Source organism: Arthrobacter antioxidans, from assembly GCF_023100725.1.
In the GTDB taxonomy this organism is placed as follows: domain Bacteria; phylum Actinomycetota; class Actinomycetes; order Actinomycetales; family Micrococcaceae; genus Arthrobacter_D; species Arthrobacter_D antioxidans.
Map to the genome: position 1 here is coordinate 1025877 of NZ_CP095501.1, position 23956 is coordinate 1049832.

The 23956-nt window shown below is 71.7% G+C and carries 16 protein-coding genes; 13 read left to right on the forward strand and 3 right to left on the reverse strand.

Annotation, left to right across the window (positions count from 1 at the left end; translation table 11 throughout):
* Positions 1-17 precede the first annotated feature (17 nt).
* Positions 18-1034 (reverse strand): AAA family ATPase, encoded by a 1017-nt coding sequence (locus MWM45_RS04830; protein ID WP_247828472.1) that lies wholly within the window; start codon positions 1032-1034, stop codon positions 18-20.
* Positions 1035-1221: 187 nt separating this feature from the next.
* On the opposite strand from MWM45_RS04830, the gene MWM45_RS04835 reads away from it, so the two are divergent.
* From MWM45_RS04835 to MWM45_RS04870, 8 genes are all read left to right on the forward strand, one after another.
* Positions 1222-2193, forward strand: a complete 972-nt coding sequence (locus tag MWM45_RS04835; RefSeq protein ID WP_247828473.1) for a TatD family hydrolase — start codon at positions 1222-1224, stop codon at positions 2191-2193.
* Between the two features lie 339 nt (positions 2194-2532).
* Entirely contained in the window at positions 2533-3426 is an 894-nt protein-coding gene (rsmA, locus tag MWM45_RS04840) for a 16S rRNA (adenine(1518)-N(6)/adenine(1519)-N(6))-dimethyltransferase RsmA (protein WP_247828474.1), read from the forward strand.
* A gap of 80 nt (positions 3427-3506) precedes the next feature.
* Positions 3507-4478 carry a 4-(cytidine 5'-diphospho)-2-C-methyl-D-erythritol kinase gene (locus MWM45_RS04845; RefSeq protein ID WP_247828475.1) on the forward strand — a complete coding sequence of 324 codons (972 nt, stop codon included), beginning with the start codon at positions 3507-3509 and terminating at the stop codon, positions 4476-4478.
* 36 nt (positions 4479-4514) lie between these two features.
* Entirely contained in the window at positions 4515-6335 is a 1821-nt protein-coding gene (locus MWM45_RS04850) for an ABC-F family ATP-binding cassette domain-containing protein (RefSeq protein WP_247828476.1), read from the forward strand.
* Positions 6336-6851: 516 nt separating this feature from the next.
* Positions 6852-8216, forward strand: coding sequence for a glycosyltransferase (locus MWM45_RS04855; protein ID WP_247828477.1), 1365 nt, complete (start codon positions 6852-6854; stop codon positions 8214-8216).
* Complete coding sequence (locus MWM45_RS04860) at positions 8213-10054, forward strand: right-handed parallel beta-helix repeat-containing protein (protein WP_247828478.1); 1842 nt, start codon at positions 8213-8215, stop codon at positions 10052-10054. Before MWM45_RS04855 ends, MWM45_RS04860 begins: the two co-directional genes overlap by 4 nt.
* Entirely contained in the window at positions 10051-11130 is a 1080-nt protein-coding gene (locus tag MWM45_RS04865; protein WP_247828479.1) for a right-handed parallel beta-helix repeat-containing protein, read from the forward strand. Before MWM45_RS04860 ends, MWM45_RS04865 begins: the two co-directional genes overlap by 4 nt.
* Positions 11131-11183: 53 nt before the next feature.
* On the forward strand, positions 11184-12593 hold the full coding sequence (locus MWM45_RS04870) for a UDP-glucose dehydrogenase family protein (RefSeq protein WP_052274466.1): 1410 nt from the start codon (positions 11184-11186) through the stop codon (positions 12591-12593).
* 77 nt (positions 12594-12670) lie between these two features.
* Here the strand turns inward: MWM45_RS04870 and MWM45_RS04875 are convergent, their stop codons facing one another.
* Complete coding sequence (locus MWM45_RS04875) at positions 12671-13999, reverse strand: right-handed parallel beta-helix repeat-containing protein (protein WP_247828480.1); 1329 nt, start codon at positions 13997-13999, stop codon at positions 12671-12673.
* Positions 14000-14275: 276 nt separating this feature from the next.
* Between MWM45_RS04875 and MWM45_RS04880 the strand changes: the two genes are divergently transcribed.
* The 5 genes from MWM45_RS04880 to MWM45_RS04900 all read left to right on the forward strand — a co-directional run bounded on the left by MWM45_RS04880 (position 14276) and on the right by MWM45_RS04900 (position 23346).
* Positions 14276-16264 (forward strand): Hsp70 family protein, encoded by a 1989-nt coding sequence (locus tag MWM45_RS04880; RefSeq protein ID WP_247828481.1) that lies wholly within the window; start codon positions 14276-14278, stop codon positions 16262-16264.
* 1 nt (position 16265) lies between these two features.
* Positions 16266-18467, forward strand: a complete 2202-nt coding sequence (locus MWM45_RS04885; RefSeq protein ID WP_247828482.1) for a LuxR C-terminal-related transcriptional regulator — start codon at positions 16266-16268, stop codon at positions 18465-18467.
* A gap of 115 nt (positions 18468-18582) precedes the next feature.
* Positions 18583-19884, forward strand: a complete 1302-nt coding sequence (locus MWM45_RS04890; RefSeq protein ID WP_247828483.1) for an IniB N-terminal domain-containing protein — start codon at positions 18583-18585, stop codon at positions 19882-19884.
* Between the two features lie 61 nt (positions 19885-19945).
* Positions 19946-21823, forward strand: a complete 1878-nt coding sequence (locus MWM45_RS04895; RefSeq protein WP_418909733.1) for a dynamin family protein — start codon at positions 19946-19948, stop codon at positions 21821-21823.
* On the forward strand, positions 21820-23346 hold the full coding sequence (locus MWM45_RS04900) for a dynamin family protein (protein ID WP_247828485.1): 1527 nt from the start codon (positions 21820-21822) through the stop codon (positions 23344-23346). Before MWM45_RS04895 ends, MWM45_RS04900 begins: the two co-directional genes overlap by 4 nt.
* Here the strand turns inward: MWM45_RS04900 and MWM45_RS04905 are convergent.
* A complete protein-coding gene (locus MWM45_RS04905; protein WP_247828486.1) occupies positions 23321-23851 on the reverse strand; it encodes a hypothetical protein in 531 nt (176 codons plus the stop codon). The two genes, MWM45_RS04900 and MWM45_RS04905, sit on opposite strands and share 26 nt — an antisense overlap.
* Positions 23852-23956: the final 105 nt, after the last annotated feature.

Sequence of the window (23956 nt, forward strand, 5' to 3'; positions counted from 1 at the left end):
GCCGGGACGGGGGAGCGTCATCGCCGGGGCGCCTCCCGGGCCACGGGCACGCGGGAGAGCACGTCCGCCACGATGCTCGACGCCGTCTCCCCGGCGCTCGTGGCCTTGCGGTCGAGCAGCAGCCGGTGGGCGAGGACGGCGTCGGCGATGGCCGCGATGTCGTCGGGGAGCACGAAGTCGCGGCCCTCCAGGGCAGCGCCGGCCTTCGCGGCCCGCAGCAGCTGCAGCAGCGACCGCGGGCTCGCGCCGAGCCGCAGCCGCGGGTGCTCCCGGGTGGCCCGGCCGATGGCCACCGTGTAGTCCTTGACGGCCGGCGAGACGTACACCTCGCGGACCTGGCGCATCATCCCGGCGATGTCCTTCACGTCGGCCACCGGGCGGATGGCCGCGAGCGGTGACACGGACTGGTGGGTCTCCAGCATGTCGGCCTCCGCGCGGGCGTCCGGGTAGCCCATCGAGATCCGGGCCATGAAGCGGTCGCGCTGCGCCTCCGGGAGAGGGTAGGTGCCCTCCATCTCGATCGGGTTCTGCGTCGCGACCACCATGAACGGGTCACCCAGCGGGTGCGTGTGCCCGTCAACGGTCACCTGGTGCTCCTCCATGCATTCGAGCAGGGACGACTGCGTCTTGGCCGAGGCGCGGTTGATCTCGTCGCCGATGACGATGTTCGCGAAGACCGGGCCGGGCCGGAACTCGAACCGCCGGGAGTCCTGGTTGTAGATGGAGACCCCGGTGACGTCGGAGGGCAGCAGGTCCGGGGTGAACTGGATGCGGTTCACGGTGCAGTCGATCGTCCGGGCGAGGGTCTTCGCGAGCAGGGTCTTCCCGACCCCCGGCACGTCCTCGAGGAGCAGGTGGCCCTGGGCCAGGAGGACCGTCAGGGCGAGCCGCGCGGCTTCGGGCTTGCCGTCGATCACCGTCTGGATGGAGTCGAGGATGCGCGTGGCGATGTCGTAGAAGCCGGCGTCCGGATCCGGCGCCGTCACGAGCCGCGGGTCCGCAGCCACCTCGGCGATGTTGTGCTGGACGTCCATGGGTACCCTCCATGCGTGCGGCTGCCGCGCCGAGCGGCGCCGGAGGGCCGGGATCGCTCGACACGCAGGGAACGGCAGCGGCCGTTCCGGCGCGGGGCAGGACAGACCGAGCTGAATGATTCAACAGGTTACTAGCTCAACTTGCTTCCCGGGCGATTAGTTCCGTACCACAACTAGGCTGGGAACCATGTGTACCAGCACCCTGCCCGTCCGTCACCCCTACGCCGTGGGGGAGACACCGCCCGCCTACCGCGAACCGGAGCAGGCGGGGATGCCCGACGGCGGTGACGGCGCCGGGGACGACACCCCGGCTGCCCGACGGCGCCGCAAGGGGGCGTACCTGCCGCTGCCGGAGCCGTTGCCGGTGCCCGTCATCGACAACCACACACACTTCGACTTCCAGGAGGGGGCGGTGGAGGTGTCGATCGGCGGGGCCCTCGATGCCGCCGGGGCCGCCGGGGTGCGGGGCGCGGTGCAGGTCGGCACGGACCTGGCGTCCTCGCGCTTCACGGCCGCCGTCGTCGAGCAGGACCGCCGGCTCCTCGGGGCGGTGGCACTGCATCCCAACGAGGCGCCGCTGCTGGCCGCGGCGGGAACGCTCGACGACGCCCTCTCGGAGATCGAGCAGCTCGCGGCCGGCCCGCGCATCCGCGCCCTCGGCGAGACGGGCCTGGACTACTTCCGCACGGGCGAGGACGGCCGGGGCAGCCAGCTGGCATCCTTCCGCAGCCACATCGACATCGCCCGCCGCCTGGGCAGGGCGCTGCAGATCCACGACCGCGAGGCGCACGACGACGTCGTGGCGACGCTGCTCTCCGACACCGCGCCGGACCGCGTGGTGCTGCACTGCTTCTCGGGCGACGCCGATCTCGCACGGACCTGCAACGAGCACGGCTGGTACATGTCCTTCGCCGGCACCGTGACGTTCAAGAACGCCGCGAACCTGCGCGAGGCCCTCCTCGTGGCCGATCCCGCGCTCGTGCTGACCGAGACCGACGCCCCGTTCCTCACCCCGCACCCGTACCGCGGCCGGCCCAACGCCTCCTACGCCGTGCCGTACACCGTGCGGGCCATGGCAGGGATCCTCGACACCGACCTCGACGCCCTGTGCGCTCGGCTGACGGCGAACACCGAAGCCGTCTACGGCAGCTGGGACTGACCCGGCGGGCAGGACCGTACCGGGACGCCCGGAAAACGGGTGGCCCACGGACACCACCCGAGTGTCCGTCCGGACCACTCGGGTGGTCGGCACGCGTGCCGGGCCTCGGGCACCTCCGTAATGTTCAGGGAGGCAGAGCTGCCCGCCGCGTCGCACCGGCGCAGGCGATGCCCTCCCGCCGCCCTTCTCCTGAGACCGGAAGCCGGCGGCAGGCCGGTGGTCTCCCTCCCCAGCCGGGAGACCACCCAGCGGGTCGGCGGCGCCCGGAGTCCCCCTTGAGACCAGGGGCTCCACCAGGCGTCGCCGACCCCGGCACGGACGGACCGATACGATGGCAGGGTGACCACGCCCCCCGCCGCCGGCCCGCCCGCACCCCTCTTCGGAGCAGCGGACATCCGCCGCCTGGCAGCCGAGGTGGACATCCGCCCCACCAAGACCCTCGGCCAGAACTTCGTGATCGACGGCAACACCATCCGCCGGATCGTCGCCGCCGCGAACCTCGGCCCCGCCGAGACCGTCCTCGAGGTGGGGCCCGGCCTCGGGTCCCTCACCCTCGGCCTGCTCGACGCCGCGGAGCGCGTCGTCGCCGTCGAGATCGATCCCGTCCTCGCCGGGAAGCTGCCGGAGACCATCGCCCGGTGGCGGCCCGATCGCGCCGCGGCCCTCGACGTGGTCCTCGAGGACGCCCTGCGCGTGACCACCCTGCCGCACGCCCCCACCTCGCTCGTGGCCAACCTGCCTTACAACGTCGCGGTCCCCGTGGTCCTGAACCTGCTCGAGCGCTTCCCGTCCCTCGGCCACGGGCTCGTCATGGTGCAGGACGAGGTGGCGGACCGGCTGGCCGCGCCTCCCGGATCGAGGACCTACGGCGTCCCGTCCGTGAAGGCCGCCTGGTACTCGACCATGGCCAAGGCCGGGGTGATCGGCATGAACGTGTTCTGGCCGGCGCCGAAGATCGCCTCGGGCCTCGTCCGCTTCACCCGCCGGGACCCGCCCGTGACCACCGCGACCCGCGAGGAGGTCTTCGCCGTCATCGACGCCGCCTTCGCCCAGCGCCGGAAGACGCTCCGCGCGGCCCTCGCGGGCTGGGCCGGCAGCCCGGTCCTGGCGGAGCAGGCCCTCCGGGCGGCCGGGGTGGACCCGACCGCCCGCGGCGAGGTCCTCGACATCACGGCGTTCGCGCGCATCGCGGAGGCCCGCGCGGACGCCGCGGGCGCCGCCCCCACGCACTGACGCCGCAGGCCGGTCGCAGGGCAGGGACGGGAGAAGTCACAGGAGGATCCGCGGAACACGGGTGCGTTAGGTTGGTGGGTATGGCCTCGGGCAGAACCTTCGACATGCGCTCCGGCGCCCGGTCCGTGCGCGTCAGGGCGCCGGGGAAGATCAACGTGTCCCTCACGGTGGGCCCGCCCCGGGAGGACGGCTACCACGGGATCGCCAGTGTCTTCCTCGCGGTGTCCCTGTACGAGGAGGTCACGGCCACGGAGACGGCCGGGGACGCCATCAGCGTGGGCGTCAACGGCGAGGGCACTTTCAACCTCCCCGCCGCGTCCATCCCGCTGGACCGCACCAACCTCGCGGTGCGCGCCGCGGAACTCCTCGCCGAGGTCAGCCCCCGGCGCACCGGCGTGCACCTCGACATCACCAAGCGCGTGCCGATCGCCGGCGGCATGGGCGGCGGGTCGGCCGACGCCGCCGCGGCCCTGCTCGCCTGCGACGCCCTGTGGGGCAGCGGCTTCACCCGCGACGAGCTGGCGAGGATCGCCGTGGACCTCGGCGCCGACGTGCCGTTCGCGCTCGTCGGCGGGACCGCCGTCGGGCTCGGCGTGGGGGACCGGCTGACCCCCGCCATCTCGAAGACACCCCTGCACTGGGTGCTCGTGACCTCCGACTACGGACTCTCCACGCCCGAGGTGTACCGCACGCTGGACGCGATTCGCCTCCGCGAGGGCATCGAGCCGGACCCGCAGCCGGCCATCGATCCCGCGATCCTCGGCGCCATGCGGGCGGGCGACGCCCTCACACTGGCCCCGCTGCTGCACAACGACCTCCAGCGCGCCTCGATCGAGCTCGCCCCCGGGCTGGGCGATATCCTTGAGACGGGGGAGGCCGCTGGTGCGCTCGCCGGGATCGTGTCCGGATCGGGTCCCACCATCGCCTTCCTCACCCAGAGCTCGGGCCACGCGGCCGAACTGGAGTCGCTCCTCGGGGCCGAGGGGCTGCAGGCGATGACCGTCCACGGTCCGGCCCACGGGGCGCGGATCGCCACAGAATCCGCGGCCTGACCGCGCACCACCGTTCCAACCGAAAGCAGTATCTCCTTGGCACACCTTCTCGGCGCCGAAAGCCTCAGCGTCGCCTTCGTCACCCGCACCATCCTGGACAACGTGTCCCTCGGCCTCGAAGCCGGCGACCGCATCGGGGTGGTGGGCCGCAACGGTGACGGCAAGTCCACCCTCATGCGGCTCCTCGCGCAGCGCAGCACCCCGGACTCCGGGAGGGTGACCAAGCGGCGCGACGTCTCCGTGGGCTACCTCGACCAGTCGGACGTGCTCGACGGCGACCTCGAGGTGGGGCGCGCCATCGTCGGCGACCAGGCGGACCACGAGTGGGCGTCCAACCCGAAGATCCGCGACGTCATGGGAGGGCTCGTCTCCGAGGTGGACTGGCACGCGAAGGTGTCCTCCCTCTCCGGTGGGCAGAAGCGCCGCGTGGCCCTCGCGAAGCTGCTGATCGCGGACGACGACGTCATCATGCTCGACGAGCCCACCAACCACCTCGACGTCGAGGGCGTCGCCTGGCTGGCGCGGCACCTCCAGCAGCGCTGGCGCCCCACCGAGGGCGGCATGCTCGTGGTCACCCACGACCGCTGGTTCCTCGACGAGGTCTGCAACCACACGTGGGAGGTCCACGACGCCGTCGTCGACGACTTCGACGGCGGTTACGCGGCCTACGTCCTGGCACGCGCCGAGCGGGACCGCATGGAGTCCGTGATCGAATCCAAGCGCGTGCAGCTCGTGAAGAAGGAACTCGCGTGGCTGCGCCGCGGCGCCCCCGCCCGCACCGCGAAGCCGAAGTTCCGGATCGAGGCCGCGAACGAGCTCATCGCCGATGTCCCCGAGCCCCGCGACTCCCTGGCCCTCAGCAAGATGGCCATGTCACGGCTCGGCAAGGACGTCCTCGACCTCGAGGACGTCAGCCTGACCATCGACGACGGCGAGGGCGCCGAGCGCACACTGTTCGACAAGGTCACGCTGCGGCTCGCTCCCGGTCAGCGGCTCGGGCTCGTGGGCGTCAACGGTTCCGGCAAGACGACCCTGCTGCGGCTCCTGAACGGTGAGATCCAGCCCACCGCGGGCAAGCTCAAGCGGGGCAAGACGGTCCAGACCGCCGTGCTCTCGCAGGAGGTCAGGGAGCTCGACGACGTCAGCGACAGCCGCGTCATCGAGGTCATCGAGGCGGAGAAGCGCGTCTTCGCCGTCGGCGGCAAGGAGGTCTCGGCGAGCCAGCTCGTGGAGCAGCTCGGCTTCACCAACGAGAAGCAGTGGACGAGGGTCAGCGAGCTCTCCGGTGGCGAGCGACGTCGCCTCCAGCTCCTCCGGCTGCTCGTGGGGGAGCCCAACGTGCTGATGCTCGACGAGCCCACCAACGACCTCGACACGGACACCCTGTCCGCCATCGAGGACGTCCTGGACGGCTGGCCGGGCACCCTCGTGGTGGTCTCCCACGACCGCTACCTCCTGGAGCGCGTCACCGACACCCAGATGGCGCTGCTCGGCGACGGGAAACTGCGCGACCTGCCCGGCGGCGTGGACCAGTACCTCGAGCTGCGGAACGCCGCCGGCCCGCTCACGGCCACCGGGAGTGCCGCGTCCCCGGCCATCAGCGGCGGGTCCGCCGGCAGCACGTCCGAGGCCGAGCTGCGGCAGGCCCGCAAGGACCTCACGCGCATCGAGCGGCAGATCACCAAGGTGGACGCGCAGAAGGACAAGACGCAGAAGCAGATGAACGACGCCGGTGCACGGCCCGACGCCGACTTCGAGCACATCGCGGGCCTGAACGCCCGGCTGCAGGAGCTCCAGGCGGAGATCGGGGACCTCGAGGTGCAGTGGATGGAGACCGCAGAGATCCTCGGCGAATAGTCCAGCACGGATCGTCGGGGTTTTTCCCGGTGACGTTTCCCACGTCGCGGAACGCCCGGAGGAGCGTCCCGGGCCTGCCGGGCAGGGGTGATCCCCGCAGAAGCAGGTAGTGGCGCGTAACAGCCACGTAACCGCACCGTCGCCGGCCGGCAATACGGCGACGTGTCGAACGAGTAGGGCCGTGCGTCCTTTCCCGCCCCGTCGTGGCGCAGGAAGGGCGCACGGCCCTTTTTGCTGCGTGGAGACGATCGCCAGGAACGGGCGACGGGTGCGCCTGCGGCGCCACCTCCTTCCCCTCGCAGCCGAGTAGCCGTGCGTCTCATCACAGGTGGTCGGGCGGAGATAGACGAGTGTTCAGCTTCCTTACAGCCTGCCCTAGTGTCGGATCAGAAGGTGGCTGATGATCATTCAGCCGTCCCCGCCCGCCGCACCGCAGCCCGACTGCGAAGCTGCCTGGCGATCCAAGCCCGCTGATGTGCATCCCACCCAGCCGCTCCAGCCTGCCCAAGGACTCCCTTGCCTCCTCTTCCCCTTGCCGCCACCTCCGGCACGCCCGTCGACGTCGGCCCGGCCGGCCTCGGCTCCCAGTGGTCCGCCTGGACCGCCGGCCTCGACCAGGCGGATCTCAGCGCCTTCTGGGCGGAGGTCTCGCCGTACTTCCCCGTGGCCGTCGCGGGCACGATCGTCTGGGCCCTGTGGCTGTACCGGTTCATCCTGTCGCACCGGGCGCAGCCGATCGTCACCGACCATCGCACCACCACGTCCGTGGTGGTCCCGTCCTTCCACGAGGATCCGGAGATCCTGATGAGCGCGCTCGAGTCCTGGCGCGCCCAGGGTCCGGACGAGATCATCATCGTCCTCGACGTCAAGGACCTCGACGCCTACGCCCGGATCGAGGCCCTCAACGACCCGACGATCAAACCGATCCTCTTCCACCACGTGGGCAAGCGGTCCGCGCTCGGCGTCGGGATCCGCCTCGCGCAGTACGAGGTCCTGGTCCTCACGGACTCGGACACCTGGTGGCAGCCCGAGCTGCTGCGCAACGTCCAGATGCCCTTCATCGATCCGCTCGTCGGCGCGGTGGGGACACACCAGACCGTCTACATGCGGGAGACGAGCGTCTGGCGGCGCGTCGCCGACTGGCTCGTCAACCTGCGGTACCTCGACTACGTCCCGGCGATGGGTGCCGCCGGCGCCGTGCCGTGCATCTCCGGCAGGACCGCGGTCTACCGCCGGTCCGCCGTCCTGCCCGTCCTCGAGCACCTCGAGAACGAGTACTTCCTCGGCAAGCGCTGCATCTCCGGTGACGACGGCCGCCTGACCTGGCTCGTCCTGGCCTCCGGCTACAAGACCGTCCACCAGTCCACGGCCCGCGCCCTGTCCATGTTCCCCGCGAGCTTCAGCGCCTTCGTCAAGCAGCGCGTGCGGTGGAGCCGCAACTCCTACCGCTGCTACCTCACGGCCATCGGTACCGGCTGGCTCTGGCGCACGCCCTTCATCACGAAGGTCACCGTGCTGCAGATCCTGCTCACCCCCGTGACCATGGGCCTGACCATGTTCTACCTCATCTTCAACCGGCTGGACTTCACCGCGCTCGGCATCGCCGCGGCACTGTGCTGGCTGCTCCTCGGCCGTGGCATCCGCGGGGTCTCCCACCTGCGCCGCCACCCGCGGGACATCCTCATCCTGCCGGTGCTCGCCTTCGCGGTGATCCTCGTGGCACTGCCCATCAAGCTGTACGCCTTCGCGACCATGAACAAGCAGGGCTGGCTGACCCGGCACGCGGACCAGATCGGCGGCGACGGCCAGGACGCCGTGAGCCTCGAGTCCAGGACCGACGCCGCTCCGGCGACGTCCGACACCCGGCAGGCCGTCGCATGAGCGGCCGGAAACCGATCCTCCTCGGTCTCCTCGCGCTCGTGGTCATCGCCCTCGTGGGTGCCGGCTTCCTGGCCGCGGGGAAGGTCTGGGACACCTCCGAGGCGGACGCCGTCGGACGCAACGAGATCGCCGCCAACGGCAACGTCCAGGGCGAGCTGTACACGGGGGACCCCCGCAGCGAGGCCCGCATCGTGAAGAGCGAGGAGGAACGCCTCGTCTACGTGCGGACCATCGCCTCCGCCGCCCGGTGGCGCGTCGACGGGCTCGAAGGCCCGTACCGTCTCACCACGGGGGCCACGAACACGCTCGTCCTCCCGGCCCGCACCGAGCCGTACACGACGGCCGACCTCCTCGCGCTCGCCCCGGACACCTTCACGCAGCAGTCGCCGTCCACGTTCCTGCTGACCGAGAACATCGTGGTCCTGCCCGGCGCCACCCTCTCCCTCAGCGGGGACGACGGCGTGACCGTGCGCATGCGCAGCGACGAGGACGCCTTCGTCTCGATCGTCGCCCTCGGGGGCTCGCTCGCCATGGCCGGCACCGAGCAGGCCGACGTCACCGTGACCAGCTGGGACGGCACCGGAGCGGACACCGACACCTCGGACGGTCGCGCCTACGTCCGTGCCATCGGCGGGCACGCCTCGTTCTCCTACGCCACGGTGTCCTCGCTCGGGTTCTGGAGCGGGAACACGGGCGGCCTCGCCCTGACCGGCACCGACACACCCGGGACGTTCCAGGACGCCCCGGCCGCCGCGGACCCCGTGGCCCCGGCCGGCGCCCGCCTGCTGCCCGAGGCGGACCTGCAATCGCTCGCCGACCAGACGGAACTCGACTACAGCGTCGTCACCGCCGGCATCGACCACCTGACCGTCGAGGACAACGCCTACGGGCTCTTCATCACCAACGCCCGCGACATCGCGATCCGCGACACCGCGATCACCGGCAGCCTCGTGGACGGGCTGGTCCTGCACCGCTCCGTCACGGACGCCACCATCACCGGGACGACGTCGTCGGACAACGCGGTGGACGGCATCGCCGTCGGACGCTCCAGCGCCCGCGTGGAACTGCAGGACGTCACCGCCAGCGGCAACGGCCGCAACGGGCTCTCCCTCGACGGCCAGCCGCTCGCGGACGGCCCCAACGCCGTCGGGACCGCCGTGGTCACCTACGGCAGCAACCGTGTGGTCCGGAGCACGGTCGCGGACAACGGCCGCTACGGCATCGAACTCAGCGGCGGCGACAACCTCAGGGTCACGGGCAACACCATCCGCGGCAACGAGGTCGGCATCGTCGTGAACTACGCAGCAGAAGGAGTCAGCATCATCGACAACGAGATCCGCGACCAGCGGCAGCAGGGCATCGCCGTCCGGGACGCGGGTGCGCACGCCGACATCCGGGGCAACACCGTCTCCGGCACCGACACGGGCGTGTACGTGCGCGACGCCTCCGCCGTCGTCACCGGCAACACCCTGAGTGCCATCTCCAGCCACGGCGTGACCCTCGTGGGAAGCGTGCCGGACACCCGGGTCACCGGCAACGACGTCAGCGGGGACGGCACCATCGCGATCTGGGACGAGACCTCCACCGGGGCGCTGGTCGAGGAGAACGACGTCCTTGACTGGCACCCCGCCGCCACCGTCCAGAGCGTCGTGAACTCCGTCTTCCAGCCGCTGACCTTCATCTGGCTGCTGCTCGGCGCACTCCTCGTGGCCACCGCGTTCACCCGCAAACGGCACCTGCGCGTCCGCACCATCAGCAACCCCTACGAGGAGCGGGTGCCGCTGACGGCCCTGAGCCGCGGCATCGTGCGCATCGACGACGTCAGGAACGCCCGATGACGGGCCGCGGACGGATCATCGCGCTTCTCCTGGCCGTCGTGGCGCTCGCGGTGACCGCCGTCGTCGTGGTCGTCGGCCTCACCCGGGCGGACGACGACCCCGCAGCGCAGGACCCCCAGGAGTCGGCGCCCACGACCAGCCAGGACGCCGCCCCCACGCCCGCGCCCGCGCCGGCGGAGACGCCGGCCGCGTGCCCCGAACCGACGGTCGCCGTGGCCACCGCGACCGAGTTCGAGGACGCGCTCGACGCCGCGAAGCCGGGGGACGTCATCGACCTCGCCCCGGGCGTCTACGAGGGCAATTTCACGGCCTCGGCCGCCGGCACCGCCGAGCAGCCCGTCATGCTGTGCGGTTCCACGGAGAGCATCCTCGACGGCGGCACCACGGAGGACGGCTACGTCCTCCACCTGGAGGACTCCGCCCACTGGGTGCTGCAGGGCTTCACGGTCCGCAACGGCCAGAAGGGCGTCATGGTGGACCAGACCACCGACACCCTGATCACGGGCCTCACCGTCACCACCATCGGTGACGAGGCCATCCACCTGCGGAAGTTCAGCACGGACAACCGCGTCATCGGGAACACGATCAGCGACACCGGCCTGCGGAAGCCCAAGTTCGGCGAGGGTGTCTACATCGGCACGGCCGAGAGCAACTGGTGCGACATCAGCAACTGCGAGCCCGACCGCTCCGACCGCAACGAGATCGCCGGGAACACCATCTCGGGGACCACCTCGGAGAGCGTCGACATCAAGGAGGGCACCGCCGACGGCGTCCTGCGCGCCAACTCCTTCGACGGCTCCGCCATCGTGGAGGCCGATTCCTGGGTGGACGTGAAGGGCCGCGGCTGGCTGATCGACGGGAACACCGGGGCGAACTCGCCCCAGGACGGCTTCCAGACCCACGAGATCGTGGACGGCTGGGGCACCGAGAATGTCTTCCGCGACAACGAGGCGCAGGTCAACGGACCCGGCCTCGGCTATTCGCTGAAGCCCGTGCGCGACAACGTCGTCGAATGCAGCAACACGGCCTCCGATGCCGGAGAAGGCCTGTCGAACGAACCCTGCACCTCCGGCTGACCCACCGACGCGTTCCCCACCCCAGCTCCCCCCACTTCAGAAAGAGACCGACCATGAGCTTTTCCCCCGAGAACCACGGGCCCGCACCGCGGGTGACCGTCATCGGCACCGGCTACCTGGGCGCAACCCACGCCGTGTGCATGGCCATCATGGGCTTCGACGTCCTGGGCGTCGACGTGGACCAGCGCAAGATCGACATGCTGACCGCCGGCACGGTGCCCTTCTTCGAGCCGGGCCTGCCCGAGAAGCTCGAGGAGGCCCTCGCCTCCGGCCGCCTGCGCTTCAGCACGGACTTCGACGAGGCCGCGGCCTTCGGCGACGTGCACTTCGTCTGCGTCGGCACGCCCCAGGCCGCGGACTCCGCGGCGGCGGACCTGCGCTACGTGGAGTCCGCGTTCACGGCCCTGGCCACGCGGATCGACCGCAAGGCCCTGCTGGTCGGGAAGTCGACCGTCCCGATCGGCACCGCCGCGCGCATCACGGAGATGGTGCAGTCCATCTCCCCGCTCGGTGCGGACCTGGAACTCGCGTGGAACCCCGAGTTCCTCCGCGAAGGATTCGCCGTGCAGGACACCCTGTACCCCGACCGCCTCGTCTTCGGCGTCGAATCAGCCTGGGCCGAGCAGCAGCTCCGCAGGGTCTTCAAGCCGGTCCTCGACCTCGACACCCCGGTGATCGTCGCCGACCTCGCGACCTCCGAACTGGTGAAGGTCGCCGCGAACTCCTTCCTCGCCACCAAGATCTCGTTCATCAACGCCATGGCGGAGATCTGCGAGGCCACGGGCGCCGACGTCAACCACCTCGCGAAGGCGCTCAGCCTCGACGACCGCATCGGCGGCCGGTTCCTCAAGCCGGGCCTCGGCTTCGGCGGCGGCTGCCTCCCCAAGGACATCCGGGCCTTCAAGTACCGCGCCGAGGAGCTCGGCGTCGGGCAGGCCGTGAGCTTCCTCGGCGAGGTGGACTCGATCAACAACCGCCGCCGCGTGCGCACCGTCGATCTCATCCGCGAGCTGGCCGGCGGCAGCCTCGACGGCGTCCGGGTCGCCGCGCTGGGTGCCGCGTTCAAGCCCAACTCCGACGACGTCCGTGACGCCCCGGCGCTCGACGTGGCCCGCCTGCTGTACCTCGAGGGCGCGATCGTCAGCGTGTACGACCCCGAGGCGAACGCGAACGCCCACCGCCGCTATCCCGACCTCAACTACGTGGGATCCATGGCGGAGGCCGTGGACCAGGCCGACGTCGTCGCCCTCCTCACGGAGTGGTCCGAGTTCCGGAACGCGGACCCGGACGCGCTCGGCGCCCTCGTGAACCACCGCCGCATCGTGGACGGGCGCCACGCCCTGGACGCGAACGACTACACGTCGAAGGGCTGGCAGTACCGTGCGCTCGGGCGTCCCGCCCAGGCCGGCACGGTCGCGCTGGCCTCCGACGTCCGCGACGAGACGCCGACGCTCGTCGGCTAGCCAGGCACGACGGAAAGGGCCGGGTGGGATCGTTCTCCCACCCGGCCCTTTCCGCGTCCGGCTGACCAGCTGTCCGACTAGCGGCAGGCGATGTTGCTCAGTCCGCGGGCGGCCCCGCTGGGCTTGCAGGCGACGACCGTCCCGAGGGTGGCCGACTGCACCCAGACCTCGTATCCGGGGACCCCGCCCTGCACGGTGTTGCCCGCGAAGATGTTGCCCACGCCCCACCCGGCGAGGACCGCGTGCACCTGGAAGGCGTCCAGCTTCGTCCCGAAGCCCGTGTTGCCCTCGATCCGGTAGCCGTTGCCCTTGACGTCCACCCAGGAGTCCGCGAAGTTGGCGCCTGAGCCGCCCGCATTGGTGAAGGTGTTGCCGATGATCACACCGCCCGTGGTGCCCTCCTTCACGTCGACACCCTCCGCGGACGTGTTCGTGATGCGGTTGTTCCGCACCTCGATGCGGTCGGAGCGATCGGCCACACCCCTGGTCCAGTTGCTCTTCGCGCTGCCCAGGTAGATGCCTTCGCCGTACTTGGGCTGCTTGAGGCCGGTGTCGTGGATGAAGGAGTTGCGGATGGCGCCGTCGGAGCTCCCGGACCGGAAGTGCACCGCCTCGGCGCCGATGGTGCCCACGTCCACGCCGTCGATGATCGTGTTCGTGGACCCGTCCAGCACGATCCCCTTGGCCGAGGATGCCACGGAGACACCCGTGATGCGCCAGTGCGAGCCGGTGACGTGCAGTCCGTAGCCGGAGGACGTCGACCCGCTGGACAGCACCGCCTTGCGGGAGCCGCGGAGGGTGATCGGGGACGCCGCCGTACCCGAGGCCGACGCCTTGAAGGACCCGATGTAGCGGCCGTCCTGCAGCTCGATGACCTGCCCGGGCCGTGCCTCCGCGAGGGCGGTCCTGAGCCCGGCCGCCGTGGACACCTGGAGGACGTGCGCGGGTATGGGGACGGGCTTGGATGTCGGCGTGGAAATCGGTGCCGGTGCGGGCGCCGGTGTGGGGGCGGCGGGTGCGGGTGCGGCGGGGGGCTGGGCGCCGACGGAGAAGTACACGGTGCTCTCCTGTCGTCCGGCGGGCGTCTCCCACCGGACATTGAGCTTATGCGTCCCGGCACCGACGGTCACCGGCCACGCGTAGGGCGCGATGGTGTCCTGACCGAGATAGGTGCCGTCGACCTTCCACTTCACCTTCGACCCGGCCGGCGCGTCCACGGAGGCGGTGAAGGAACCGTCGCCCTGGACGGTGCCGGCGAGTGCCTGCCCGTCGGCATGGACGGTGGGGGACGACACCGGGGTGGGGGAGGCGACCGAGGCGGGGGAGACGGCGAGCGAGACGGAGACGACGGCGACGACGGCGACCGCCGCCCGGCGGTGGGCGGTCAGGCTGATGCAGGGGATCATGCGCTGCTTTCTGGAGAGACCATCCCGCTGCTGCGGGCCAGTTCGTCAGAGGCTAGCGACACTCCAGGGCTGCTCCCACAGGCTTCCCCCCAGCCTTGCAAGAAACTGTCGAACCTGAGGAAATGCTTGCCGATTCTTGTGGCGGAGCCGCACCCGCTCGCCAAGTAGTCGTGCCCGAAAGACAAGTACCGGGGGCAGGTGACTACTCTCGTCCTGGCGTACGCCGTCCTGTTAGCTGGGCTCGAGTGGTCAAGGACGAGCACGACATGGGGAGCTATGGGTTACGGTCTCAGCGTCGACGTAGGTACCAGTTTCACGGCAGCCGCCACCTTCCGGACGGACGGCGACGGCCCCGGCGTGCCGCAGGTCCTCTCCCTCGGCAGCCGGACTGCGGCCATCCCCACCGTCGTGTTCCTCGGGGCGGACGGTACCCGGCTGGTCGGCGACGCCGCCGAACGCCGGGGCGTCGCGCAGCCCGACCGCGTCGCGCGCGAGTTCAAACGGCGCATGGGCGACGACATCCCCCTCATGGTCGGCGGCGAACAGGTCCTCCCTCAGCAGCTCGTCGCCGCCGTCGTCCGCTGGGTCGTGGGTGTCGCCACCGAACGGGAGGGCGGAGCGCCCGACGCCGTCACCCTCACGCACCCCGTGGGCTGGGGCGGGCACCGCACCTCCCTGCTGCGGCAGGCCCTGGCCGAGGTCGGTATCGGCGACGTCGTCCTGCTGACCGAGCCCGAGGCGGCAGCGCTCGCATACGCCGCGCGGGAGAAGGTCCCCGCAGGCAGCACCCTCGCCGTCTACGACCTCGGCGGCGGGACCTTCGACGCGACGGTGCTCCGGAAGACCGACGCCGACACGTTCGCGGTCCTCGGCACGCCCCAGGGACTCGAGCGGCTCGGCGGGGCGGACTTCGACCAGGAGATCTTCGATCACGTCCTCGGGAGCACGGACCTCCCGCCGGCCGATCTCGAGCCGGCACCGGGGATCCTCGCCGCGCTGTCCCGCCTCCGGAAGGAGTGCACGGAGGCCAAGGAGGCCCTGTCCTCCGACTCCGAGGCCACGGTGTCCGTGATGATGCCCGGGGAGCATTCGCAGGTGCGTATCGTCCGGTCCGAATTCGAGGCGATGATCGAACCGGCCCTCGGCGACACGCTCGTGACCCTCCGCTCCGCCCTCGAGAGCGCCGGGGTGAGGGGCGAGGATCTCACCGCGATCCTGCTGATCGGCGGATCGTCACGCATCCCGCTCGTCGCCCAGCTCCTGTCCGAGGAGTTCGACCGCCCCCTGGCCGTCGACGTGGACCCCAAGGCATCGGTGGCCCTCGGCGCCGCCTTCGCCACCTCCGCCCTGGACGAGACGGCCGGCGGGCAGGAGCCCGGGACGGGGGAGGAGGCCGGCGGGCCGCAGGGTGGTGCGCCCGTCCCGCCCACCAACGCGGCAGGGTTCGCACGGACCGGCCCCCGCACCGCGCTGGTGGGCGCCCACGGTCCGGCAGCCATGGCGCCGACCCGGCGGCTGGGGGTGCGCATCGGGGCCGTCGCCGCCGCCGTGGCGCTGCTGGGGATCGCGACGGCGTCCGCCACGAATGCCCCGAATCCGTTCGCGGCACTGTCCGGTGACCAGCGGGCAGAGGCCGCCGAAGGGCCCCCGCCCACGGCAGAAGCCAGTTCCCAGGCCACCGCGCCGGACCGGACGGATGGCGGCGCGGGCGTCGGTCCGCTCCTGGAGCCGGACGACGACGGCCAGACCTTCCTGGACACGGCGGAGGAGAGCGTCGGCACGGGACCGGACGCCGGGCAGGCCACCGCGTCGGGCGAGGCCGAGGAGGAGGGCGCCGGTTCCTCCGCCCCCACGCAGCGGGCGGACCCGACGCGCGACGCCCCGAAGGACACCGCGTCGCAGAGCCCCGCGCCGAAGGGCGACACGAAACCCTCCCCGCCGCGCACCTCCGCGCCGTCCCCCTCCGCGCCGAAGCCCGGCACCGCCCCGGTCGACCCGACGCCGCCCACTCCCGCCCCCTCGCCGACGCCCGCGCCTCCCGTCACCGAGGCGCCGCCGGTGGCCCCTCCCACGACCCCGCCGGTCCCCGATCCCGTCACGCCGCCGCCGGTCCCGGATCCCACGCAGCCACCGGCGGACCCCGCACCCACCGACCCGCCTCCCGCCGATCCTGAACCGCAGCCCACCGTCACGCTCGAACCACCGGCGCCCGCCGATCCGCCGCCGAGCGACCCCGCGCCGTCGTCCGTCACCCCGGAGTCGTGAGGTGACCGCCCACGACGTGGAGACAGGCGAGCCCTCGCTCCACGGCCTGCCCCTCGACGCGGCGACCTACGAGGTGGTCCTCGCGCTGTGCCTCGGATTCTCGATCCCCGGACTCGTCCCGCCGCTGCTGTACAACGAGGGTGTGTCCGCCGAACGGCTGGCCGCCGAGGCGAGGGCCGCCGGCCTCGTGCGGCCGGACGGCCGTCCGGCGCCCGAGCTCAGGGCGTCCATGCTGCGCGACGCCGACCCCTACCAGGTGCGCCGGTTGCAGCGGGCCCTCGTGGACCTCTACTGCTCCGAATCGCTCCCCCTCGGCCCGCTTGCGCGCAGGCTCGCCGCGGACGGCCTCGTCGACGACCGCGTGGCCGGGGTGCTGGCCGAGGAGGGCACCTCGCTGCTGGGCACCGATCCCGCTGCGGCCCTCGACCTGCTCGAACGCGCGGTCGACGCCGGAGCCGACGCCGTGGGCACGGCTCCGCGCCGGGCCGAGGCAGCGCTCTGCGCCGGCGACCTCGACGCCGCCTCCCGCATCCTCGACACCTACTTCGGGCACGGGTGCGCCGACCCGGAACCGATGCTCCCCGATGCCGCGCGGGCCGTGCGCGTCGCCTCCGCGCTGTGGGCCCATCGGGGCATGATGTCCCGGGCGGCGGACGTGCACCGCTGGGCGGCGGGAGCAGGAGCAACCGGGGTGGATACCCTCGGCGCGCTGGCCCTGCTCGCCACGGGCGATGCGACGGGTGCCCGGGCGATGACCTCGGGCGGATCCCCGGCGGCGTCGCCGTCGCTGGTCGACGTCGCGCACCTCCTGCTTGCGGAGGGCGCCCTGCAGTCCCTCGGCCCCGACCCGTCCGGCGCCGTGCCCCTCCTCATCCGCTCGTCCGACACCCTCGACGCGACCGGGAGGGTGTCCCCGGCCCCCGAACTGCCCGCATGCCTCGCGGCGATCGTCGCGCTCCTCGCGGGAAACCACCAGACCGCGAGCGCCGTCATCCAGGCGGCGCTCGCGAGTGGGCAGGGCGGCCGGGTGTCGCGGCCCCGGCTCTGCCTCCTGGGTGGCTGGGCGGCCATGCTCATGGACCAGCCCGCCCTGGCACGGGACTTCTGCGACGAGGCCTGCGCACGGGATCAGCGCCTCACCCCGCGGGACCACCTCCTGCTGCAGGCGCTCGAGGTGGGACTGGCCCGGCGGGCCGGGGACAGTGCGGCACTCGTCCAGGCCTGGCAGCGTGCCCGTGAGTCGCTGCTGCACGTCTCCGTGGACCTCTTCACCCTCCTCCCCTTCACCGAACTGGTCATCGCAGCAGCCCGGCTCCGCGACTCCGACGCGCTCAGGCCCCATCTCGACGAGGCATGGGCGCTGCTCTCGACGCTCGGGAACCCGCCGCTGTGGTCCGTCCCCCTGCACTGGTCCGCAACCCAGGCCGCGCTCCTGCTCGAACGCCCGGGCGACCTCGCCCCGCACGCCGCGGCGCTGGTCCATCAGCCCTCCGCCTACCCCCTGGCGGCCACCTTCGCGCTCGCCGGCAAGGCCTGGGTCTCCGTCCTCGCCGGACGCTTCGACACCGGCACCGTCGAGGCGGCAGCGCAGGGCCTCGCAGGCGCGGGGTTCGCCTGGGAGGGGGCGCGCCTGGCCGGCCACGCGGCGGCACGGGCGGACGACCGTCGGGACATGACACGGCTGCTCTCCTGCGCGCGCGACCTGCGGCCTGCGCGCGAGCGGATCACGCGTCCCGACGTCGGGCCTTCCCCTGCAAGCACCGACCCGCCGGGGGGCCGGACCCCGGGGTCTGCCCGGACGGCACTCCCGCGCCGGACGGCCGGCGCCGGTCCCGCGACCCGCGGTCCCACGACGGATGGTGACGGGGCGCCGGGAGCCGACGCCGGGATGCGGGGTCCCGGGGGCCGGAGGGCAGGGGGCCCGGCGCTCAGCGGCCGTGAACGGGAGATCGCGCAGCTGGTCCTGCAGGGACGGACCTACCGCGAGATCAGCGAGGAGATCTTCATCTCCCCGCGGACCGTGGAGCACCATGTGGCGCGCATCCGGCGCCGCTTCGGCGCGTCGTCGCGCTCCGACCTGCTGGCACGGCTTCGGCTGTCGCTCGGGACCACCTCCGTGGAGGCCTCCACCGCCGCGCCTCCACCGCAGGGCAGGGGCCCGGACCCCCTGGGTTCCCCTGACCGGGGTCGACGAAACCCCTAACGCGCCGTGGGGATCAGGGGGGCAACTACCGATGTCCCTCCCCGCCCCCCGCTCCTACGTTTGACACACGCCGACAGAGCCGCCGGCGGATCCGACCTCACCGAAGGAACATCTCATGACTACTCTCGCCTCAGACCTCCTCGACTTCCTGATGAACCTCTTCAACGACGAGGAGGCGGCCCGTGAATTCATCAGCGACCCCGAAGCCGTCCTGGCCGGCGCCGGCCTCGGCGACGTCTGCAGCGACGACGTCGACGCCGTCCTGCCCGTGGTCCTGGACTATGCGCCGGTCAGCTTCGACCGCACCTACGACACCGGCGGGAACTCCTCCGGCGATGTCGCCCCCGGTGCTCCCGGCAAGGACGGCGACGACGGTTGGGACGGTGCTCCCGGCAGGGACGGCTGGGACGGTGCTCCCGGCAGGGACGGCGACGACGGCAGGGACGGCAAGGACGGCGACGACGGCAAGGACGGCGACGACGGCAAGGACGGCAAGGACGGCAAGGATGGCAAGGACGACCACGGTCACGGTCACGACGACGACAAGGACGACCACGGTCACGACGACAGCGATCACGGCCACGCGGTCCAGCAGCTGCTGCACATCGTCAACAACTACTCGTACACCACGTCCGTGGACGACCGCGACACCATCACCGACCAGTCCGTGAACCAGAACATCTGGGCCGACGGCGACGTCACCCAGTGGTTCGACAACGAGGCCATCGTTGCCTCCGGCGACCGGGCGGTCGCGGCGGACGGCGACGCCAAGGTCGACAACTCGGTGGACAACTCCGACGACCACTCGCAGGACCACTCCACCAACGTCCACGCCGGCGGCTCCTCGAATGTCGCCATCGGCAACACCAACGACTCCTACAACGACAATTCGGACAACTCGGACCGCTCCGACAACTCGATCGAGGACTCGTACAACGACAACTCCGACAACTCCCTGGAGGACTCGTACAACGACAACTCCGACAACTCCGACCGCTCGGACAACTCGGTGGACACCGACATCGACGTCGACATCGAGGACTCCCTCAACACCGACAACTCCGACCGCTCGGACAACTCGGTCGAGGATTCGTACAACGACAACTCCGACAACACCGACGTCGATGTGAGGATCGAGGACTCGTTCACGGCGGAGCAGACGACGACCACGACGGACAACTCCCTGACGGACTCGTACAACGACAACTCGGACACCACCGAGGTCGAGGTGGAGATCGAGGACTCGTTCACCCAGGACGAGTCGATCAACACCGACGTGGAGATCGAGGACTCCTTCACCGCGACCGACAACTCGAGGGACGACTTCACGTCCATCGACGACTCCGCGTTCTTCGTCGACAACGAGGTGGATGTCGAGCTGGAGACCGAGATCGAGGTCGAGGATTCCTCGCTCTGATCGCAGCACGGCCTGGGCGAGCCCGACGGGAACTGTTCCCGTCGGGCTTGCCCGTGGTCCCATGGAACAACTCATAGGGGAATATCACGTGGATGATCTCATTCCGCTCGTGAAGAGCGGCCTCGCGCTGGTCGTCACCGGCGACCGCGCGGACCTGCGCCACCGGCTGCAGCAGACGCTCGGACGCCTGGCCAATCCGGACATCCGCGTGATCGTGGTGGGGGAGTTCAAACAGGGCAAGAGCAAGCTCATCAATGCGCTCGTGAACGCCCCGGTCTGTCCTGTCGACGACGACATCGCCACCTCCGTGCCCACCGTGGTGGGCTTCGGGGATCCCGCCAGCGCCGCGGTGCTGATACCCCGCACGGACGGCGGTTCGGACCAGGACGCCGTCGAGCGCCGCGCGATCGCCCTCGAGGACATCGCCGGGTTCGTCTCCGAACGGGGCAACCCGTCCAACCGGCAGGGCCTCGCCTCGGCGGAGGTCCTCCTCCCGCGACGGCTCCTGGCCGACGGGCTGTCGATCATCGACTCCCCGGGGGTGGGCGGCCTCGAGTCGGCCCATGCCCTGACCACCCTCACCGCCCTGCCCACGGCCGATGCCATGCTCCTCGTCTCCGATGCCTCCCAGGAGTACACGGAGCCCGAGCTCCGCTTCCTCAGGCAGGCCACGCGGATCGTCCCGAACGTCGGCTGCGTGCTCTCCAAGACGGACCTGTACCCGCAGTGGCGTGCCGTCGCCGACCTCGACCGCGGCCATCTCTCGGAGGCGGGGATCCCGGCCCCGCTGATCCCGGTCTCCTCCGACCTCCGCCTGTTCGCATCGCAGACCAGGGACGTGGAGCTGAACCGGGAGTCGGGGTTCCCGGAGCTCATCGGCTACCTCCGCAACGAGGTGGTGGGCAAGGCGCAGGCCCTGCGCCGGAAGTCGGTGGCACAGGACCTGCTCTCCACGGCCGATCACCTGCGCCTGTCCGTCACGGCCGAGCTGCAGGCACTCCAGGACCCCGAGGGCGTGCCCCTCCTCCTCGCCGACCTCGAGGAGGCCAAGGAGCGGGCGGACCAGCAGCGGAAGCGATCCTCCCGCTGGCAGACCACCCTCAACGACGGCGCGTCCGACCTCATCAGCGACATGGAGCACGATCTCCGCGACCGGCTCCGGTCCATCCAGCGTGAAGCCGAGGCCGCCATCGACGAGGGGGATCCCGGGCTCGTCTGGGACCAGTTCGCCGAGTGGCTCGAGCAGCGCGTGGCCTCCGCCGTGTCCGACACCTTCGTGTGGACGAACGAGCGCTCGCAGTGGCTCGCCGAGCAGGTGGCCGAGCTGTTCACGCTCGACGAGGTCCCGCTGCCGCTGCTGGAGGTCTCCAGTACGGACGGCGTCCTCGCCCCCGTGGAGGAGGTGCCGTTCCTCGACCCCGGGCACGTGAGCGCCGCGGGCAAGGTCCTGATCGGCATGCGGGGGTCCTACGGCGGTGTGCTGATGTTCGGCCTGCTCACCGGCATCATCGGCATGTCCCTCATCAATCCGCTCTCGGTCGGCGCCGGGCTCCTGCTCGGCCGCAAGGCGTACCGCGAGGACAAGGACGCCCGGCTGAAGCGTCGCCAGGGCGAGGCGAAGAGCCTGGTGCGGCGCCAGATGGACGACGTCGTGTTCCAGGTGGGCAAGCAGCTCAAGGACCGGTTGCGGCTCGTCCAGCGCGAGATCCGCGACCACTTCGGCGCCCTCGCCGAGGAGCATCACCGCTCCCTGGCGGACTCCGTCGCCGCGGCGCAGCGGTCGGCGTCCACCTTCCGGCAGGAACGCGAGTCGCGCATCACCGAATTGAAGGCCCAGCTCGCCGCGATCGACCGCCTGCACGCGCAGGCCGGGCGCCTCCTGCCGGAGCCCGCGCAGCCCGACGGCGACCCCACCGGCGTCGTGGGAGCGCCCGCGTGAGGGACAGCGGCGCCGTCGAAGCCCTCCTCGCGGACGCACTTCGGATCTACGACGACGACCCCGCGGTGCGTGCCGAGCTCGAGGGGTACGCGCGGCGCCTGCGCGAGCCGCTGCGCGTGGCCGTCGCCGGCATGGTCAAGGCCGGCAAGTCCACGCTCCTCAACGCGATCATCGGCGAGGAGATCGCCCCCACCGACACCGGGGAGTGCACGCGCATCATCACCTGGTACCGCTACGCGGCGACGCCCCGGATCACCCTGCATCCGGTGGAGGGCGAGCCGCGACTGCTGCCCCTCACCCGGGTGGGCGGGCGGCTCGTGTTCGACCTCGGCGGGCAGCGGGCGGAGGAGGTGGCGCGCCTCGTGGTCGACTGGCCGGCCGAGAACCTGCGCGCCCTGACGCTCATCGACACCCCGGGCATCGCCTCACTCTCCACGGACGTCTCCGCGCGCAGCACGCGGTTCCTCACCCCGGAGGACGCACCGTCCGAGGCCGACGCCGTCATCTACCTCATGCGGCACCTGCACGCCTCGGACCTGCTGTTCCTCGAGGCGTTCCACGACACCAGCGCCGCCCGCTCGGGCACCGTGAACGCGCTCGCCATCCTCTCGCGCGCGGACGAGGTGGGGGCGGGGCGGCTCGATTCGCTGATCGCCGCCTCCCGCATCGCCGACCGCTACCGGGCCGATCCGTCCCTCAGATCCCTGGTGCTCGACGTCCTCCCCATGGCCGGCCTGCTCGCCCAGAGCGCGCGGACCCTCCGGCAGGCGGAGTACCAGGTGTTCGTGGCGCTGGCTGCGCTGGACAGGACGGAGAGGGACCGCACCCTGATCTCCGCCGACCGCTTCGTCGCGGGCAGCGCCGCCCTCGGCATCTCGACGGAGGACGCGGCGCACCTGCTGGACCGGTTCGGGATGTTCGGGCTCCGTCTGGGCGCCGCGCTGGTGCGCGGCGGCGCCGGCGGTGCGACGGCGCTGGCCCACGAGCTGGCGCGTCGCAGCGGGCTCGACCAGCTGATGACGCTCGTGACGCGGCAGTTCGACGCGCGGGCCACCGCCCTGCGGGCCCGGACGGCGCTGACCGGGCTCGAGGTGATCCTCGCCGCGCACCCCCGCGACGGAGCCGCGCGGCTCCAGGCCGGCGTCGAGAGGATCACGGCCACCGCCCACGAGATGACCGAGCTGAAACTGCTGTCCGCGCTGCGTGCCGGCCGCGTCCCGCTGCCCGCACCTGCGGTGGCGGAGGCCGAGCGGCTCGTCGGAGGCTCCGGCACGGCCGCTGCGGACCGCCTCGGGCTGGACGCGGCCGCCGACCCCGGGGAGGTGCGGTCCGCCGCGCTCGGGCGGCTGCACCGGTGGCGCCTGCTGGCCGAGAACCCGCTCACCGGCCGAGGGGCACAGGAGGCGTGCCAGATCGTGGTGCGCACCTGCGAGGAACTGGCGGTCCGTGCGGGCGCCGCCCCCCGGGTGGGCGGACCGGACCCTGCGGTGGCGCCCGTCAGCGTCGGGAGTGCGCGTCCCTGATCCACCGCGACGCCGGCGGGAGCAGACCCAGGAGGAACGCGAGGGCAGCGACCGCCAGCTGGAGACCCGCCAGATGGACCGTGGGCTGGAACCCCGCGGAGCCGTCGCCGAGGAGGGCGAACACCAGCAGTACCGCACCCGCATCGAGCGCGAGCATCACGAGGAGCACCCACCGCACGCCGCCGACACCGCGCAGCAGCGGGCGGACGAGCAGGCCCTCGACCACCAGCACCACCGCGAACAGCGCGAGCGTGCCCCAGAGGGCGATCGCGGCGACCTGGTCCAGCCGGGCGGGGTCCGCTGCGCCGTCGATGCCTGCGGCGGTCTCCCGGAGGCCGGCCAGATGCGCGTCGCGGTCCAGGTAGCCGGTCACGAGCGCCGCGCCGCCGACGACGACTCCCATGAGCCACAGCGCGCCCACGGACCGGACCAGCGGGGGAGGAGACTCCACCCTGAGCGCGGGAGGCGGGACGGCGTTGGACATCTCTGGCCGGGGAGGACGCATGCTCGTAATCTAGCCCCGCCGCGCGAGGGCTTCAATGGTCGTCCGGCGACCGCCCGGCCGGCGGCAGCGCGAGTGGTCGGGGTCGGCATTCGAGTACCGGGCACG